Origin of the sequence: Nonomuraea zeae (assembly GCF_005889725.1) — a bacterium.
Classification (GTDB): domain Bacteria; phylum Actinomycetota; class Actinomycetes; order Streptosporangiales; family Streptosporangiaceae; genus Nonomuraea; species Nonomuraea zeae.
Genome location: NZ_VCKX01000073.1, coordinates 1 through 16738, shown reverse-complemented (window position 1 = coordinate 16738; position 16738 = coordinate 1). Strand labels below are relative to the sequence as shown.

Annotated in this window: 17 protein-coding genes; 5 read left to right on the top strand and 12 right to left on the bottom strand. The window is 71.3% G+C overall.

Going from position 1 to position 16738, the window contains the following annotated elements:
* Positions 1-39 precede the first annotated feature (39 nt).
* The 9 genes from ETD85_RS23575 to ETD85_RS23535 all read right to left on the bottom strand — a co-directional run bounded on the left by ETD85_RS23575 (position 40) and on the right by ETD85_RS23535 (position 9283).
* Positions 40-870, bottom strand: coding sequence for an SAM-dependent methyltransferase (locus tag ETD85_RS23575; RefSeq protein ID WP_138691943.1), 831 nt, complete (start codon positions 868-870; stop codon positions 40-42).
* Positions 871-942: 72 nt separating this feature from the next.
* Positions 943-1977 carry a uroporphyrinogen decarboxylase family protein gene (locus tag ETD85_RS23570; protein WP_138691942.1) on the bottom strand — a complete coding sequence of 345 codons (1035 nt, stop codon included), beginning with the start codon at positions 1975-1977 and terminating at the stop codon, positions 943-945.
* 36 nt (positions 1978-2013) lie between these two features.
* The gene (locus ETD85_RS23565) at positions 2014-2661 is read right to left on the bottom strand and encodes a nitroreductase family protein (protein WP_138691941.1); all 648 of its coding nucleotides are present in this window, start codon (positions 2659-2661) and stop codon (positions 2014-2016) included.
* 18 nt (positions 2662-2679) lie between these two features.
* Positions 2680-3177 (bottom strand): hypothetical protein, encoded by a 498-nt coding sequence (locus tag ETD85_RS23560; RefSeq protein WP_138691940.1) that lies wholly within the window; start codon positions 3175-3177, stop codon positions 2680-2682.
* A 20-nt stretch (positions 3178-3197) separates the two neighbouring features.
* Entirely contained in the window at positions 3198-3794 is a 597-nt protein-coding gene (locus ETD85_RS23555) for a hypothetical protein (RefSeq protein WP_138691939.1), read from the bottom strand.
* Between the two features lie 384 nt (positions 3795-4178).
* Positions 4179-5366, bottom strand: a complete 1188-nt coding sequence (locus ETD85_RS23550; RefSeq protein ID WP_138691938.1) for a globin domain-containing protein — start codon at positions 5364-5366, stop codon at positions 4179-4181.
* A 42-nt stretch (positions 5367-5408) separates the two neighbouring features.
* Positions 5409-5870, bottom strand: a complete 462-nt coding sequence (locus ETD85_RS23545; RefSeq protein WP_138691937.1) for an RrF2 family transcriptional regulator — start codon at positions 5868-5870, stop codon at positions 5409-5411.
* Between the two features lie 261 nt (positions 5871-6131).
* Entirely contained in the window at positions 6132-7235 is a 1104-nt protein-coding gene (locus tag ETD85_RS23540; protein WP_240779338.1) for a glycoside hydrolase family 53 protein, read from the bottom strand.
* A complete protein-coding gene (locus ETD85_RS23535; protein ID WP_138691936.1) occupies positions 7232-9283 on the bottom strand; it encodes a beta-galactosidase in 2052 nt (683 codons plus the stop codon). Before ETD85_RS23535 ends, ETD85_RS23540 begins: the two co-directional genes overlap by 4 nt.
* A 181-nt stretch (positions 9284-9464) precedes the next feature.
* Between ETD85_RS23535 and ETD85_RS23530 the strand changes: the two genes are divergently transcribed.
* The 5 genes from ETD85_RS23530 to ETD85_RS23510 all read left to right on the top strand — a co-directional run bounded on the left by ETD85_RS23530 (position 9465) and on the right by ETD85_RS23510 (position 14559).
* On the top strand, positions 9465-10784 hold the full coding sequence (locus ETD85_RS23530) for an ABC transporter substrate-binding protein (protein ID WP_138691935.1): 1320 nt from the start codon (positions 9465-9467) through the stop codon (positions 10782-10784).
* A gap of 11 nt (positions 10785-10795) precedes the next feature.
* Entirely contained in the window at positions 10796-11680 is an 885-nt protein-coding gene (locus tag ETD85_RS23525) for a carbohydrate ABC transporter permease (RefSeq protein WP_138691934.1), read from the top strand.
* Positions 11680-12573, top strand: coding sequence for a carbohydrate ABC transporter permease (locus ETD85_RS23520; protein ID WP_138691933.1), 894 nt, complete (start codon positions 11680-11682; stop codon positions 12571-12573). Before ETD85_RS23525 ends, ETD85_RS23520 begins: the two co-directional genes overlap by 1 nt.
* On the top strand, positions 12570-13565 hold the full coding sequence (locus tag ETD85_RS23515) for a LacI family DNA-binding transcriptional regulator (RefSeq protein WP_138691932.1): 996 nt from the start codon (positions 12570-12572) through the stop codon (positions 13563-13565). The genes ETD85_RS23520 and ETD85_RS23515 overlap by 4 nt, the downstream gene beginning before the upstream one ends.
* A gap of 91 nt (positions 13566-13656) precedes the next feature.
* Entirely contained in the window at positions 13657-14559 is a 903-nt protein-coding gene (locus tag ETD85_RS23510; RefSeq protein WP_240779337.1) for an SAM-dependent methyltransferase, read from the top strand.
* 128 nt (positions 14560-14687) lie between these two features.
* Here the strand turns inward: ETD85_RS23510 and ETD85_RS23505 are convergent, their stop codons facing one another.
* From ETD85_RS23505 to ETD85_RS23495, 3 genes are all read right to left on the bottom strand, one after another.
* The gene (locus ETD85_RS23505) at positions 14688-15062 is read right to left on the bottom strand and encodes a YchJ family protein (protein ID WP_138691930.1); all 375 of its coding nucleotides are present in this window, start codon (positions 15060-15062) and stop codon (positions 14688-14690) included.
* A 5-nt stretch (positions 15063-15067) separates the two neighbouring features.
* Positions 15068-15919 carry an NAD-dependent protein deacetylase gene (locus ETD85_RS23500; protein WP_240779341.1) on the bottom strand — a complete coding sequence of 284 codons (852 nt, stop codon included), beginning with the start codon at positions 15917-15919 and terminating at the stop codon, positions 15068-15070.
* A 25-nt stretch (positions 15920-15944) separates the two neighbouring features.
* Positions 15945-16738 (bottom strand): ATP-binding cassette domain-containing protein (locus ETD85_RS23495; RefSeq protein WP_138691928.1); only part of this gene is annotated, 794 nt, incomplete at its 5' end.

Genomic DNA, 16738 nt, shown 5'->3' with positions numbered 1-16738 from the left:
ACGCGCCCGGACCCGCCCGCCTTCCGCGTCACCTGAGCGTCAGGGCTTGCGGGCCACGCCTCCGACGAAGGTGTGGTAGGTGATCCCCGGCGTCGCGTGGTCGCCGGGGCCGGGGCGCCACTCCGGGAGCGGCACGAGGCCGGGCTCCAGCAGCTCCAGCCCGTTGAAGAAGGCCAGGATCTCCTCGCGGGTGCGCCACCGGCCGGTGCCGAGGTGCTCGTTGAAGATCTTCTCCGCCGCGTACGCCTGCTCCGACACCTCGGGGTGGGCCTGCCCCGGGTTGTGGAAGTGGGAGATCACCACGTGGCTGCCGGGGGCCAGCGGCGCGATGAGCCGGGCGGCGATGCCGGCCGGGTCCTCGCTGTCGGCCAGGTGGTGCAGGATCCCGAACAGCAGGAGCCCGACCGGCTCGGAGAAGTCGATGAGGCCGCGCGTCTTCGGGTCGTCGAGGATCCGCTCCGGCTCGCGGGCGTCGGCCTCGACGATCGTGGTGGTGGCGTCCACGGCGAGCAGGGCGCGGCCGTGCACCAGCACGATCGGGTCGTGGTCGACGTAGACGACCCGGGTGCCCGGGGCGACGGACTGGGCGATCTCGTGCACGTTGCCCTGGGTGGGCAGCCCCGAGCCGATGTCCAGGAACTGGCGGATGCCCGCCTCCGCGGTCAGATGGTGGACCGTGCGGCGTAAGAACTCCCGGTTGGCCTGGGCGGCCTGGGGCGCGTCCGGCGCGATCTTCAGCGCCATGGCGGCCACCTGACGGTCTATCTCGTAGTTGTCCTTGCCGCCGAGCATGTAGTCGTAGACGCGGGAGACACTGGGTTTGCTGGTGTCTATCCCCTGCGGCGCGTGGTCCTGCTCACTCTCGGGCACTGTCCGCTCCTTGTTCGGGGGGCCGTTTCGGGGCCGGATGGCCCGTCGGGGCCGGAGTATCGGGGCCGGAATTCACATGATCTTAGTTCGGAGCAGGCGCGCCGCGCCTGCCATGGCCCGCATCTTGCCCTCGGCGGAGGCCCTGGGCAGATATTTCATCCCGCAGTCGGTGGCGATCACGATCCGCTCGGGCGGGACCCGGTCGAACGCCCTGCTCACCCGCTCCGCCACCACCTCGACCGGCTCCACGTCCGGGGTGGACAGGTCGATCACGCCGAGGATGATCGTCTTGTCCCCGAGGTCGGACAGCATGCCGAGGTCGAGCCCGGACTGCGCGGTCTCGATCGACACCTGCCGGACCGGGCAGCCGGCCAGCTCCGGCAGGAACGAGTACGCCTCCGGCCGCTCGTGGATGATCGCGGCGTAACCGAAGCAGATGTGCACTGCCGTGGTGCCGGTGACGCCGTCCAGCGCGGCGTTCAGCGCGGCCAGCCCGTACGCCCGCGCCGCCTCCGGCCTGGCCTGCATGTACGGCTCGTCGATCTGCACGATGTCGGCCCCGGCGGCGAACAGGTCGCGGATCTCGGCGTTGACCGCCGCCGCGTAGTCCATCGCGGCGGCCTCGGCGTCGGGGTAGTGGTCGTTCTGCGCCTGCTGGCTCATCGTGAACGGGCCCGGCACCGTCATCTTGACCGGGTGATCGGTGTGCGCGCGCAGGAACCGCAGGTCGTCCACCTCGACCGGCCGCGGGCGGCGGATCGGGCCGGCGATGCGCGGCACGGGGTTCGGATGGCCGCTGCGGTCCAGCGCCGTGCCGTGCCGGTCGAGGTCGAGGCCCTCCAGGGCGGTGGCGAAGTGGTTGGAGTAGCTCTCCCTGCGGATCTCGCCGTCGGTGATGATGTCCAGCCCGGCGCGCTCCTGCGCCCTGACGGCCAGCTCGGTCGCGTCGTCCTGGGCCTGGGCGAGGTGCTCGGGCGGGATCCGCCACAGCTCCCTCGCCCGGACCCGCGGCGGGAACCGGCCGGCCAGCCGGGCGCGGTCGATCAGCCAGTCGGGCTGGGCGTAGCTTCCGACGAGCGAGGTCGGCAGCAGCGGTAAGGAGCTCACGGGGCCCTCCTTCAGGTAGGTCCTCCCAATGTGCGCCTACCAGCGATCGAGGTGAAGCACCTCGTCCAGCGGCTGGCGCGCGGCCGGCCTGAAGGTGTCGCCGGTGTAGTGGGCGGTGGGGATGAGCACGCCCTGGCGCACGTCGCTGGGGATGCCGAGCAGCTCGGCGATCTCGCTCTCGTACGCCAGGTGCAGCGTCGTCCACGCCGTGCCGAGCCCGCGGGAGCGCGCGGCCAGCATGTAGCTCCACGCGGCCGGCAGGAGCGAGCCCCACAATCCCGCCTGGTTCCCCGGGGGCAGGCCGCCGGTCGCGGTGATGCAGCCGATCACCATCACCGGCACCTCTCCCATGTGCTCGCCCAGATATTCGGAGCTGTCGGAGACCCGCCGCTGCGTCGCACCGCGCACCGGGTCGTCCTGGAAGAGCTTGCCCGCCGAGGTGCCCGACTCGTAGTACGCGCGCAGCGAGCGCCGGTAGTAGTCGCCGATCGCCTTGCGCAGCCCGGCGTCGGTCACCACCAGCCAGTGCCAGCCCTGCCGGTTGCCGCCGGAGGGCGCCTGGAGCGCGATCTCCAGGCACTCTCGGACCAGGTCCATGGGGACGGGGCGGGTGAGGTCGAGGCGCTTGCGTACGCTGCGGGTGGTGGTGAGCAGCTCGTCCGGGGCCAGAGGCTTGATCGTCATTCCACCATCATGCCCATCTCAGCGGGTGATGCGCAGGGCCCATTCGACGGCCGTCGGGGCCTGGATGCGTACCGTCAGGGTCTTCTCGTGCGGCGCGTCCATCCTGTTCATGATCGGCGCGATCACGCCGTCCTGGCAGGTGAAGGGCAGGATGTAGCCGGGCTCCAGGCGGATCTCGGCCGTGCCCGCCCCTCTGCAGAAGAAGATGATCCACAACCCGGACCGGCCCGGCGGGATGTCCCCGACGATCATGGATCCGCGTCTGGGACCGGCCTTGAGCAGGGTCTTCGTGCCCGCGTCCATCCCGGGCACGCGTAACGGCCCGGTGAGGGTCGGTGGTGGCATGGTCATGGTGAGGTCGCTGGAGGGGGGCTCCTCGGGGCCGGAGCTGCTGGGGCCGGCGGCGGTGGACGGAGCCGACGAGGTGGCGCCCGGCCGCTCCGGAACCGCTGGGGGCGGCGCCGAGCAGGCCACCGCGAAGAGGGCGACGGTGCAGGGCACCAGAACGGACGCCACCTGTCGGATCGTCACTCAGATCACCCGTTCCTGACCTTCCAGTACCAGCCCACGAAGTAAGGCGTCCACGCCGTGACCCGCTTCTGGCCGACGCCGCAGACGTGATAGATGCCCTTGGTCTTCTTGCGCCAGACCCCGTACGTGGCGACGACCGTCTTGTGCGCCGGCGTGGGCACCGCGATGCTGTTGCCCAGCGACGCGGTCAGGCTGGCGGACAGGTTGACGCCCGTGGCCACCTCCGCCCCCGCGATGAGCCGGTCCACCTTGAGGCTGCCGGAGACGTTCCAGGCGATCGAGACGGTCCCGCTCACCGTGGCGCTGAAGGTGGAGGTCGCCGCCCGGTTGGTCCCGTTGTGGTTGGCCTGGGTCGGGCCGACGGCCTTGTGGCTGTTGCTGTAGGTGGAGACCCGGTAGGTGACGTCTCCCGGCCGGCAGGCCGCGGCCAGTTCGGGGGCGGTGTCCTTGGCGCGGAAGATCTCGTTGTCGTTGTCGCTGCCGGCCACGACGTCCGGATTCCCGGGTAATGGCTGGGGATCGTCGGCCAGGGCCGGCGTGGCGCCGAGCAGCCCCAGCGGGGCGGCGAGCGCCGCCGTCAGAAGCGTGCGTCTGATGGACATAGCGGGTAGGCTCCCTCGTGCATCGAAGGGTGCTCCACGGACGGGGATCGTTGGTCGCGGCACCCGTCCGTGCAACACAGGGATCTTTTCGCGGCCCGGATTTCCCCCGGGCCGGGCGCTGCCAGTTACTCACGCCGGCAAATGGCAATCAACCTCTTGCGCTGCCGACCTGGCCTGTGGTACCAGCACCTACCTGGCTACATTCCCGCTATATTCGCCAGCGTGCTGCCCCGATTAACATCCGTTTGCAGCTTTATCAAACGCCACTCGAGCCGGTTTCCGGCCGCGCGTTTATTGGCAGGCTATAACAAAACCCCACATCCTCACCGGAATTAAACCGATATATCATCTTTCACGGATGAATGTCGGGATTAGTCCGGCCGCTCAGGCCGCGCCCAGCCACAGGTCCGGGCCGAACACCTCGTAGTGGACGTCGCGTGGCGCGACCCCGGCGGCGATGAGCTGGGCGCGCGCCGCTCGCATGAACGGCACCGGCCCGCACATGTAGACGACCGCGCCCTCGGGGATCTCGACCCCCTCCAGGTCCATCCGCCCGGTACGCGCGCAGTCGCAGCCGCCCTCCTCGTACCAGAACACCCGCTCCGCTCCGGGCAGCGCGTCGGTCAGCCGCCGCATGTCCTCGCGCAGGGCGTGGGCCGCCTTGGAACGGTCTGCGTGCAGCAGCAGGACGCGGCGGTCGCCGCCGGCCCGCGCCAGGTGCTCCAGCATCGCGGTGATCGGGGTGCCGCCGATACCCGCCGAGACCAGCACGAGGGGGGCGTCGCCGTCCTCCAGCGTCACGTCGCCGAACGGCGCGGACAGGGTCAGCTCGTCGCCCTCCCGCACGGTGGCGTGCAGCAGCGCGGACACCTCGCCTTCCGGCTGCCCGCCGCCGGAGACCCGCTTGACCGTGATCCGGCGCGATCCGTCCGCGCCGTGCCCGGACAGCGTGTACTGGCGCAACTGGGCGACGCCGTCCGGCATGGTCACCCGCACGCTGACGTACTGGCCGGGCCGCGCGGGCGGCGCCGGCTCGTCGCCGACCGGCCGCAGCGTCAGCGACATCACCTCCGCCGTCTCCGCCCGCCGCTCGACCACCCGCCACGCCCGCCAGGCGCCGTCGCCCGCGCCGGCCTCGGCGGCGAGGCGGGCCTCCATGGCGATCAGCGCGCCGGCCATCAGCCAGTAGACCTCGTCCCAGGCCGCCGCGACGTCGGGGGTGACCGCGTCGCCGAGCACCTCGGCGATCGCGCCGAACAGGTATTTGTGCACGATGACGTACTGGTCGTCGGTCACGCCCACCGCGGCGTGCTTGTGGGCGATGCGGGCCAGCAGCGCGTCGGGGCGCTCATCGGGCCGGGCGAGCAGCGCGCCCGCGAAGGCCGCCAGGGCCCCCGCCAGAGCCCGGCGCTGCTCGCCGTTGCGCTGGTTCCCCCGGTTGAACAGCCCGTCGAGCAGCTCGGGACGGTCGGCGAACATGGTGTCGTAGAACCTCGCCGTGATCTCGTCCAGCCCGGCCCCGACGGCGGGCAGCGTCTCTCGCACGATGGCGGCGCTCTGTGCGGACAGCATGGATGAACCCCCAGATCCTTAAATTGGTATCTGGGATTCAGATTAAAGTGCGGGAGCGCCGGGTCTGCGTCCGGGGTCCGGCAAGGACCGCAGGACCGGTCCGGTGGGGTCGTCGGCCAGGGACTCGACGGTGATCCCGTCGAGCGAGGCGTAGAAGGCCTCCTGTGCCTGGCGCAGCGCGGAGCGCAGCCGGCAGGCCGCGCGCAGGGGGCACGGCGGGTCGTCCGTGCAGCCGACCACGTCGCCGACGCCCTCCAGGTCGCGGGCCAGGGCGCCGACCGTCCTGCGCCGGCCGGCCTCGGTGAGCTGCAGCCCGCCGCCCCGGCCGCGCCTGGCCTCGACCACGCCCAGCTCGCTCAGCCGGGCCACGGCCTTGGCGGCGTGCGTGTAGGGGACGGCGAGCATACCGGCCACGGCGCGGGTGGTGAGCGGGTCGCCCTCGTGCGCCACGGCCAGGCGCATCACGATGCGCAGGGAGATGTCGGTGAAGGCGGTCAGGCGCATGCGTCCACCGTAGGCGAGGCCGGGGACCGGCCGTCCCGCCGCCCGGGAGGACGGCGGGACGGCCCCGTGGCCCGAGTGGCCCGAGCCGGTCAGGCGACCCCGGCGCTTGCGGGGCTTTCGGCGATCAGGACGGCTGGACGGTCAGAGGTGGCCGAGTTAGAGGTGGCCGAGTTAGAGGTGGCCGAGTCAGAGGTGGCCGAGTTAGAGGTGGCCGAGTCAGAGGTGGCCGAGTTAGAGGTGGCCGAGTCAGAGGTGGCCGAGTTAGAGGTGGCCGAGGACGCCCATGGCGGGCAGCGCCCGGTCGCCGTAGTCGAACAGGGCCTGGTTCTCCCAGCCGTTGCCCGACGACGGGTCGGCCGGGTCCCAGCCGTTGCCCTTGACGCCGGTCCAGGTGGCCTCCCAGATGAACAGGCCGAGGCCGAGGCCGTTCGGCACGGCGCGGACGATGTCGCCGACCTTGGCCAGCAGCGCCGCCTGCCCCTGCGGGGTGGCCCGGTAGCCGGGGTACGGCTCCGCGGCGGTGATGATGTTCGGCCAGCCGTCGTCGTCGGCGGTCGTGAACGGGTAGGCGGTCTCCACCACGGCCACCGGCTTGCCGTACCTGGTCGCGACGTCGTTGATGTTGGCCTGGAAGGCCTCCAGCGTGCCGTGCCAGTACGGGTAGTACGACAGGCCGATCACGTCGTAGCGGATGCCGTTGGCGCCGGCGTTGTCGAACCACCACCGGTACAACCCGTTGTCGCCGCCGTTCGCCAGGTGCAGCACGACCTTGGTCGCGCTCGACACCCGCTTGACCGCGTCGTAGCCGGCGTTCAGCAGCTGGGCGGTGTTCGGCCAGGTGGAGTTGGAGCCGTCGGGCCAGAGCAGGCCGCCGTTGATCTCGTTGCCCACCTGCACCATGTCGGCCGTGGTGCCCTGGCGGCGCAGGGCGTCGAGCACGTCGAAGGTGTGGTCGTAGACGGCCTGGCTGAGCTGGTCGAGCGTGAGCGACTCCCACGCGGCGGGCTTGAACTGCTTGCCCGGGTCGGCCCAGGTGTCGGAGTAGTGGAAGTCCACCATCAGCTTCATGCCCTGCGCCTTGGCCCGCCTGGCCAGCGCGAGCAGCTGGGTCTTGGTGTTGTAGCCGTCGGCCGGGTTCACCCAGACCTTGAGCCTGATGTAGTTGAGGCCCGCCTGCGCCAGGATGCGCAGCGCGTCGCCCCTGCGGCCCCGGGCGTCGCGGTAGACGCCGCCGAACGCCTCCGACTTGGCCAGGCTGGAGACGTCCGCGCCCCTGATCTGGAGGCGGGCCTGGGCGTGCGCCGGTTGCTGCGCGACGGCGAGCGCCGCGAGTAACAGCAGGGTGGTCAGGATGCGTTTCATCATGAATCTCCCTGGGGTTGGGGGGTTTCCACGACGACCGTGACCGCTCCGGCCGCGACGGTGACCGTCCCGTCGTGGCGTACGCCGTCGAACGCGCCGGTGCCGGTCACCCCCTCGACCGTCACGGGCTCGTCGCCGTGGTTGATCAGGAAGACGTGGCCGCCCCTGCGCACCAGTTCGAGGGTGTCGGGGAGGCCGCGCGGGCGAGAGACGTTCGCGTGGTCGAGCACCTGGGCGAGCAGCTCGCGCAGGCCCGTGACGGGGGCCGTGGCCAGGTACCACGCGGTGCCGGCGCCCACCTCGTTCCGGGTGAACGCCGGATGGCCGGCGTCGGGTCCCGTCGCGAAGTCCCGTACGGCGACCGCGCCCGCCGGGCGGACCCGCTCGGACCAGATGCGGGCGGTGCCGCCACCGGCGGGCGTACCGGTGGCGGCACCGGTGGCGGTACCGGTGGCGGTGGAGGTCTCGGTGAAGGTCACGGTCTCGTGCTCGCGCAGCGGGTGGAACTCCTCGATGGACAGGCCGAGCAGCTCGCGCAGCGCGCCGGGGTGGGCGCCCGGATGGATGGTGTCGTGCTCGTCCACGATGCCGGAGAAGTACGACACCAGCAGGTTTCCGCCTGCTGCCACGTACTGGTGGAGGTTCTTGGCGGACGCCTCGGTCAGCAGGTACGAGCTGGGCGCGACCACCACCCGATACCCCGAAATATCAGCGGAAGGATGGACGAAGTCCACCAGGACGTGCTCCCGCCACAACGCGTCGTAGAAGGCGTCCACCCGCTCCCTGAACGTCAGGTCGACCGACGGCCGCCAGTCCAGCTCCAGCGCCCAGTACGACTCCCAGTCCCAGACCACGGCCACCTCGGCCCGCACCCTGCTGCCCCGCAGCCCGGCCAGCGCGCGCAGGTCCGCGCCCAGCCGCACCACCTCGTTCCACTGCGCCGAGTCGGTCCCCGCGTGCGGCACCATCCCGGAGTGGAATTTCTCCGCCCCGAACCGCGAGGCCCTGAACTGGAAGAACAGCACGCTGTCGGAGCCGCGCGCGACGTGCGCGAGGCTGTTGCGGCGCATCTCGCCCGGTCGCTTGGCGATGTTGCGCGGCTGCCAGTTGACCGCGCCGGCCGAGTGCTCCATCAGCATCCACGGCGCGCCCCCGGCCACCGAGCGGGCCAGGTCGGCGGACATGGCCAGGTCGATGTGGTTGTCCGGGGCCTCGGCCTTCAGGTAGTGGTCGTTGGCGATCACGTCCAGCTCGCGCGCCCACTGCCACAGGTCCGCGGACTTGCAGTTCACGGTCCCGGCGAAGTTCGTGGTCACCGGCAGGCCGGGGGCGAGCTCGCGCAGGATGTCGCGCTGGAGCGCGAAGTGCTCGCGGTGCTGGCCGTCGCTGAAGCGGGCGTAGTCGAGCCGCTGGGCCGGGTTGATCGCGGTGTGGTTGTAGCGGGGGGCGTCGATCTCCGGCCAGTCGGTGTAGGTCTGGCCCCAGAAGGTGGCGCCCCAGGCGTCGTTCAATGCTGAAATATCGCGATAAGTGTTGCGGAGCCACTCGCGCCACGCCGCCACGCTGTGCTCGCAGTAGCACTCGCCGAGCGGCGCCCCGTACTCGTTGTGCACGTGCCACATGACCACGGCGGGATGGCCGCTGTAGTGCTCGCCCAGCGCGCGCACCAGCCGCGCGCTCGCCTCGCGGAAGGCCGGGGCACTGGAGCAGGCGCTCTGCCGGCCGCCGAACCCGATCCGCGTCCCTTCGCTGGTCACCGGCCGGACGTCGGGATATTTCGCGACGAACCAGGCGGGCGGCGCGGCGGTCGGGGTGGCCAGGTCCACGGCGACGCCCGCCGCGTGCAGCCGGTCGATGATCTCATCCAGCCAGCCGAACTCGTAGCGCCCCTCGGCCGGCTCCATCAGCGCCCATGAGAACAGGCCCAGGCTGACCAGGTTCACCCCGGCCGCGCGCATCAGGGCCGCGTCCTCCTCCAGGACCTCGCGCGGCCACTGCTCAGGGTTGTAGTCCCCGCCATAGGCGATACCGGCAGGACGCTCCGGATACATCCATCCCCCTCGTGAAGCTCTCTGTGAACGTGCACAGTAATCCTCGCTGTCCGACTCTGGGAACCTTTATCCCCAAATTTCGCACTACAGCAGGAGGTTAACGAGAACGTAACGACCCCTTGACGGCCGTTTCGGCGCTGTTCCACTCTGTGCACGTTCACAGAACCCTCTGGAGGTACGCATGCGCGCCAACCGCCTTGGAGCCGTCCTGGCCGTCGCCCTCACGGCCACCCTCGCGAGCTGCGGGTCCAGCGAGCCCGCCGAGAGCACCGAGGCGGCGCAGAGCCCGGCCGCCTCCGCCCCCCAGGGCCCGGTCAAGCTGACCTACTGGACCTGGGCCCCCAACATGGACAAGATCGTGGCGGTCTGGAACCAGGCTCACCCGGACATCCAGGTGACGGTCAGCAAGCAGGCCGGCGGCGACGACGCGGCCGCCAAGTTCCTCACCGCGGCCAAGGCGGGCAACCCGCCGGACCTGGTGCAGGCCGAGTACCAGCACCTTCCGTCGTTCATCGCCGCCGACGCGGTGGCCGACCTCAAGGCGGAGACGGCCGCGATCAAGGGCGAGTTCACCGAGGGCCTGTGGGGCCTGGTCACGCTCGGCACCGACGCCGTATACGCGGTCCCGCAGGACAGCGGCCCGATGATGCTCTTCTACCGCAAGGACCTGTTCGACAAGTACGGCATCGAGGTCCCGAAGACCTGGCAGGAGTACGGCGACGCGGCGCGCACCTTGCGCAAGAAGGACCCCAAGGCCTATCTCGGCACGTTCTCCAGCAAGGACCCGGGAGCGTTCACAGGGCTGGCCCAGCAGGCCGGGGCGCAGTGGTGGTCGATCAGCGGCGAGTCGTGGAAGGTGAACGTCGCCGACGAGCCCACCAAGAAGGTCGCCGACTACTGGGGCGCGCTGGTCAAGGAGGGCGTGATCGACGACATGCCATTCTTCACCCCCGAGTGGAACAAGGCGCTCAACGACGGCAAGCTGCTGACCTGGCCGTCGGCGGTGTGGGCGCCGGGCGTGCTGTCGAGCAACGCGCCCAAGGCCAAGGGCAAGTGGGCCGTCGCCCCGCTCCCCCAGTGGAACGCCGGCGAGAGCTTCAGCGGCTTCTGGGGCGGCTCGTCGGTCGCCGTGGCCACCAAGTCGCCGAACAAGGCCGCCGCCGCCCAGTTCACCACCTGGCTGAACACCGACCCGGCCGCCCTGGACCTGCTGGTCAAGGAGGCGGCGATCTACCCGGCCGCGACCAAGGCGCAGGCGTCGCTGAGTCAAGCGCCCGAGTACTTCGCCAACCAGCCCGACTTCTGGCAGCAGGCCGCCGCCGTGTCCGCCGGGGCCCGCGGCTTCACTTTCGGCCCGAACGTCGGCGTGACCTACAACGCCTTCAAGGACGGCTTCGACAAGGCCCTGCAGAACAAGTCCTCCTTCTCCGAGGCCGTGCAGGGCATGCAGGACGCCACGGTCGCGGACATGCGCAAGTCCGGCTTCACGATCGCCTCTTGAGACGGCGGGTCATGAAGCGTTCTGAGAGGGGGGCGTGGCCGTACCTGTTCCTGACCCCCGCGATCGTGCTGTTCACGCTCTTCCTCGCCGTGCCCATCGGGTACACGGTGTACCTGGCGATGCGCCGTACCAAGGTCTCCGGGCTCGGGCTGGGCAAGGGGGCGCGCAGGGAGGTGTACGTCGGGTTCGACAACTTCGCCGCCGCCCTGTCCGACACCGAGCTGTGGAGCGGGTGGCTGCGGGTGCTCGGCTACGGCGCGCTCGTGCTGGTGGTGATGCTGGGGCTGGCGCTGCTGTTCGCGCTGCTGCTGGACTCGGCGCGGGTGCGCCTGGCCAAGTTCTCGCGGATCGCGATCTTCCTGCCGTACGCGGTGCCGGGGGTGGCCGCCACCCTGCTGTGGGGCTTTCTGTACCTGCCCTCGCTCAGCCCGCTCAGGGACGTCCTGGACGTCGAGTTCCTGAGCGCGACCACCGTCACGTACTCCATGGCGAACGTGGCGGTGTGGGGCGGGGTCGGCTTCAACATGCTCGTGCTCTACACCACGCTCCGCGCGATCCCGCGCGACCTGTACGAGGCCGCGCGGCTCGACGGCGCCTCCGAGCTCACCATCGCCCTCCGGGTCAAGATCCCGATCCTGACCCCGGCGATCATCCTGACCACCGTGTTCTCGATCATCGCGACGATCCAGGTGTTCACCGAGCCCACCGCGCTCAGGCCGCTGACCAACACGATCAGCTCCACGTGGAGCCCGCTCATGAAGGTGTACCGCGACGCGTTCGTCACCGGCGACCTGTACTCGGCCGCCGCCACCTCGATCGTCATCGCGGCGATCTCGCTCGTCCTGTCGTTCGGGTTCCTGCGCGTGGTCCGCGACCGCGCCTTCGGGGAGGGCTGATGTCCGGGATCACCGCCACCGCCGCCGGCGGACGCCGCCGCCGGGCGCACGGCGCCGCGACCACGCCCAGGCACTGGGGGCTGGCGCCCACCGGGCTGCTCCTGCTCGGCGCGATCTACTGCCTGTTCCCGGTGTTCTGGGTGCTGATCGCCTCGACCAAGTCGCCCGGCGAGCTGTTCACCACCTCGACGCTCGCCTTCGGCACCGGCTTCCTCGGCAACGTGACGGAGCTGTTCGCCTACCGCGACGGGGTGTTCTGGCTGTGGGCGGCCAACACGCTGCTGTACGCGGGCGGCGGCGCGCTGCTGTCCACCGCGGTCTCGGCCGTCTCCGGGTACGCGCTGGCCAAGTACCGCTTCCCCGGCCGGAACCTGATCTTCAACCTGCTCATCGGCGGCATCCTGGTGCCCGCCGTGGTGCTGGCCATCCCGCAGTATCTGCTGTTCTCGAAGATCGGCCTGGCCGACAGCTACTGGGCGGTGCTGCTGCCGCAGATCCTGCACCCGTACAGCATCTACCTCGCCCGCATCTACGCCACCGCGGCCGTCCCCGACTCGCTGCTGGAGGCGGGCCGGATCGACGGGGCCGGCGAGTGGCGGCTGATGTCGCAGGTGGCGATGCCGCTGATGGTGCCGGGCATGGTGACGATCTTCCTGTTCCAGTTCGTGGCCATCTGGAACAACTTCCTGCTGCCGTTCATCATGCTCGGCGACGACGGCAAGTTCCCCCTCACGGTCGGCCTCTACACGCTCCTCGCGGCCGGGGCGAACCAGCCCGCGCTCTACAACCTGATCCTCACGGGGGCGTTCCTGTCGATCCTGCCGTTGATCGCGCTCTTCCTCACGATGCAGCGATACTGGAAGACCGACCTGTCCTCCGGAGCCGTGAAATGAAGCGCCCTACGATCCATGACGTCGCCGCCGCCGCGGGCGTGTCCCGCGGCACGGTGTCCCGGCTGCTCAACGGGGACAAATACGTGAGCCCGGCGGCGCGCGTGGCCATCGAACGGGCCATCTCGGAGACCGGCTACGTCGTCAACCGGGCCGCCCGCAGCCTGGTCACCCAGCGCACGGGGTCGATCGTGATGGTGCTGTCGGAGCCGCACGAGAAGCTGTTCGAGGACCCCAACTACAGCACGCTCATCCGGGTCGCCATCCGGATGCTGGCCGAGCGGGATCTGTCGCTGGTGATGATGCTGGCCGGCGACGAGGGCGACCGCGAGCGCGTGGTCCGCTACGTGCGCGGGGGCCACGCCGACGGCGTGCTGCTGGTCTCGACGCACGCGGGCGACCCGCTGCTCGACGCGCTGCGCACCGGCCCGCCCGCCGTCTCCTGCGGCGCCGTCATCGGCCGCGAGACCGTCATCCCGTACGCCGCCGCCGACGAGCGGCTCGGCGCCCGGCAGATGACCGAATACTTCGTCGGCCAGGGCCGCAAGCGGATCGCCATGATCACCGGGCCGATGGACACGCCGGGCGGCATCCAGCGGCTGGAGGGGTTCGCCGACGTGCTGGGCCGCAAGGCCACCCAGAAGGTGATCGCGCACGGCGACTGGACGCAGGCCAGCGGCGAGCGCGCCATGACCGAGCTGCTCGCGCGCGCGCCCGACATCGACGCCGTCTTCGTCGCCTCCGACCTGATGGCGGCGGGGGCGCTGGCCGCCCTGCGCTCCGCCGGGCGCAGCGTGCCCGGCGACGTGGCGGTGGGCGGCTTCGACGACTCCCCGGTGGCGCTCTCGACGCATCCGCCGCTGACCACGATCCGGCAGCCGCTGGCGGAGATGGCGCAGGAGACCCTGCGCCTGCTGCTGGCGCTCATCGACGGGGCCGAGCACGTCGAGCCGGTGATACTGCCGACCGAGCTGGTGATCCGCGAGTCCACCTGAAAACGGCGACTCGGGCATTTCACGAAATTCCTACGGTCACAGCAGTACGATCATGCCAGCCGTCTCCCTGACGTACCAGAAGGAGCCGACAGTGCCAGATCTCGGGCCAGATTTCGGGCCAGATCTCGGGCCGGACAGCGGGCCGGACAACGGGCCGGGTAGTTGGGCCGACAGCGAGCAGGAGCGGGCGCCGAAGGGTGTGGACACCACCAAACCCAGCGTCTCCCGCGTCTACGACTTCATGCTCGGCGGCAAGGACAACTACGCGGTCGACCGCCAGGTGGCCGCGATGGCCCTGGAAGTCGCCCCGGACGCGCCCGAGGCGGCGCAGGCCAACCGCGAGTTCCTCGGCCGGGTGGTCCGTTTCCTGGCGGCCGAGGCGGGCATCCGCCAGTTCATCGACATCGGCTCCGGGCTGCCCACGCAGGGCAACGTGCACGAGATCGCCAAGTCGGCCGCCGAGGACACCCGGGTGGTCTACGTCGACCACGACCCGATCGTCCTGGTCCACGGCCGCGCCCTGCTCGCGGTGGACGACGGCACCACGATCGTCGAGGCCGACCTCAGGCACCCCGCGGCGATCCTCGACCACCCCGAGGTCCAGCGGCTGATCGACTTCGACCAGCCGGTGGGGCTGCTGATGTTCGCGATCCTGCACCACCTGGCCGACGACGAGGACCCGGCCGGGATCGCCGCCCGGATGGTCGAGCGCCTGCCGTCGGGCAGCTATCTCGCGGTCTCCCACTTCCACAACCCGGGGCTGGAGCACCCGGAGGTGTCGAAGCAGGCGTTCGCGGCCGAGAAGATCTTCAACGAGACCCTCGGCACGGGCCGGTGGCGTACCCGCGAGGAGATCCTCGCCTACTTCGACGGCCTGGAGCTGCTGGAGCCGGGCCTCGTGCCGCTGCCGGAGTGGCGGCCCGACTCCGACGACCGGGCCGAGCCCGGCATCACGTACCACACCTTCGTCGGCGCGGTCGCCCGCAAGCCGTGAACCCGGCCGCAGGCCCCGGGCACGCCGCGGGCCCTTGAGGCCCCGAGCACGCCGCGGGCCCTTGAGCACGGTCGCAAGCCCTTGGCCAAGGGCGCAAGCCCTTGAGCGCGCCCGCAAGCCCGTGAGTCTCAGAGCGCGCCCGCGTAGACCCAGCGCCCGTCGAGGCGGACGAACCGGCTGTGCTCCTCCATCTCGCCCGGCCTCCCGCGGTCGAGGTAGTGGGCGCGGAAGCGGACGGTGCCCTCGGTGTGCACCACGCTGCCGCCGGTGCTCTCCAGCACCTCCAGCCGCACCCAGCGCACCTTCTTGTCGAGGTCGACGCGGGCCGGGCGGGCGGCCGGATGCCACGTCCGCAGCAGATAGCCCTCGTCGCCCACCCCGAACGCGCTGAACCTGGAGCGCATGAGCTGCTCGGCGGTGGCCGCCGCTCCCTCGCCCCGGTGCAGCCGGCCGCAGCAGTCCTGGTAGGTCGCGGGCAGGCCGCAGAGACAAGTACGAGGCATGCCCCCTATTGTGCCCCCGGCTCCGGCCCGGATCGTGCCTCCAGCAGGGCGGTGAGGCCGGTCAGCGTGGCGCCGAGCGGGGCGTCCACGGTGAGCAGCGCGTCGGCGTCCCCGCCGGTCGGCCCCTGGTTGACGATGGCGATGGGGACGCCGAGCGCGGCGGCCTTGCTGACGAACCGCAGCCCCGACTTGATCATCAGCGAGGAGCCGAGGACGAGCAGCGCCCGCGCCCCCGCCACGACGGCGAAGCACTCGTCGACGCGCGGCTTGGGCACGTTCTCGCCGAAGAACACCACGTCGGGCTTGAGCAGCCCGCCACAGCCCGTGCAGTCGACCACCTGGAACCCCTCGACCTGCGCGTCGGTGAGCACGGCGTCGCCGTCGGGGTTGATCAGGCCGCTGGCCGCCCAGTCCGGATTGGCCGCCAGCAGCCGGCGCTCCAGCTCGGCGCGCGGGGTGCGCTCCCTGCACGACAGGCACACGACCCGGTCGAGCCCGCCGTGCAGCTCGATCACCTGCCGGGCGCCGGCCGCCTGGTGCAGGCCGTCCACGTTCTGGGTGACGATGCCGGCCAGCAGCCCGCGCCGCTCCAGCTCGGCCACCGCCCGGTGGCCGGCGTTGGGGCGGGCCCGGCCGATCTGCCGCCAGCCGACGTGGCTGCGCGCCCAGTAGCGCCGCCGCGCCTCGGCGCTGCCCACGAAACGCTGGTACGTCATCGGCTCCGCCCGCCTGGACCGGCCCGTCGGCCCCCGGTAGTCGGGGATCCCCGACTCCGTGGACAGCCCGGCCCCGCTGAGCACCGCCACGCGTCCCTGACCGACCAGGCCGGCCAGCTCCGCGAGCGGGGACTTCGTCATCGTCACGACATCCATGGTGCCTGACCTAACCACCTGCCTGTTCCCCGGCTTCCGCGACCAGCTCCGCGCTCCACAGCCGGCGCATCTCCGGACAGCTCTCCAGCAGCTCGCCGAGCGGGCCGCGACCGGCCACCCGGCCCCGGTCGAGCACGACGACCTGGTCGGCGCGTTCGAGCGCGGCCTGCCGGTGCGACACGACCAGCACGGTCTCCGGGCCGCGGCCGGCGATCCGGTCCCACAGCAGCCGCTCGGTCTCCACGTCCAGCGCGGCGGACAGGTCGTCCACGACCAGCAGGTCCGGGTCGCGGACCAGGGCGCGGGCGGCGGTGACCCGCTGCGTCTGGCCGCCGGACAGCCGCACGCCGCGCGGGCCGGCCACCGTGCCGAGCCCGTCCGGCATCGCGGCCAGGTCCTGTTCGAAGGCCGCCAGCTCCACCGCCCGCGCGATCTGCTCGTCCGTGGCGGGCAGGCCCAGGAGCAGGTTCTCCCGCAGGGTCTCGGAGAACAGCCTGGGGATCTGGCTCGCGTACGCCGCCCGGTCCGGCAGCAGGAACGTGCCCGGGTCCTCGACCGGCCGGCCGTTCCACGCGATCGTCCCCGCCTCCAGCGGCAGCAGGCCGAGCAGGGCGCGTACCAGGGTGGTCTTGCCCGAGCCGACCGCGCCGGTCACGACCGTGAACGAGCCGCGCTCGACGCGCAGGTCCACCCCGTCCAGCCCGCGCCCGCCACCGCCGTGCCGCACGGTCAGCCCGCGCGCCTCCAGCACCTCCAGCCGCCCGGCCCGCCCCCACCGCGCAGGCGGGCCGGACCGGGCGGGCG

Excerpts from the sequence above, each read along its gene's own strand:
- ETD85_RS23565 (WP_138691941.1), bottom strand. The coding sequence starts at position 2,661 with ATGACGATCAAGCCTCTGGCCCCGGACGAGCTGCTCACCACCACCCGC.
- ETD85_RS23555 (WP_138691939.1), bottom strand. The coding sequence starts at position 3,794 with ATGTCCATCAGACGCACGCTTCTGACGGCGGCGCTCGCCGCCCCGCTG.
- ETD85_RS23550 (WP_138691938.1), bottom strand. The coding sequence starts at position 5,366 with ATGCTGTCCGCACAGAGCGCCGCCATCGTGCGAGAGACGCTGCCCGCC.
- ETD85_RS23545 (WP_138691937.1), bottom strand. The coding sequence starts at position 5,870 with ATGCGCCTGACCGCCTTCACCGACATCTCCCTGCGCATCGTGATGCGC.
- ETD85_RS23540 (WP_240779338.1), bottom strand. The coding sequence starts at position 7,235 with ATGATGAAACGCATCCTGACCACCCTGCTGTTACTCGCGGCGCTCGCC.
- ETD85_RS23535 (WP_138691936.1), bottom strand. The coding sequence starts at position 9,283 with ATGTATCCGGAGCGTCCTGCCGGTATCGCCTATGGCGGGGACTACAAC.
- ETD85_RS23530 (WP_138691935.1), top strand. The coding sequence starts at position 9,465 with ATGCGCGCCAACCGCCTTGGAGCCGTCCTGGCCGTCGCCCTCACGGCC.
- ETD85_RS23525 (WP_138691934.1), top strand. The coding sequence starts at position 10,796 with ATGAAGCGTTCTGAGAGGGGGGCGTGGCCGTACCTGTTCCTGACCCCC.
- ETD85_RS23520 (WP_138691933.1), top strand. The coding sequence starts at position 11,680 with ATGTCCGGGATCACCGCCACCGCCGCCGGCGGACGCCGCCGCCGGGCG.
- ETD85_RS23515 (WP_138691932.1), top strand. The coding sequence starts at position 12,570 with ATGAAGCGCCCTACGATCCATGACGTCGCCGCCGCCGCGGGCGTGTCC.
- ETD85_RS23505 (WP_138691930.1), bottom strand. The coding sequence starts at position 15,062 with ATGCCTCGTACTTGTCTCTGCGGCCTGCCCGCGACCTACCAGGACTGC.
- ETD85_RS23500 (WP_240779341.1), bottom strand. The coding sequence starts at position 15,919 with ATGACGAAGTCCCCGCTCGCGGAGCTGGCCGGCCTGGTCGGTCAGGGA.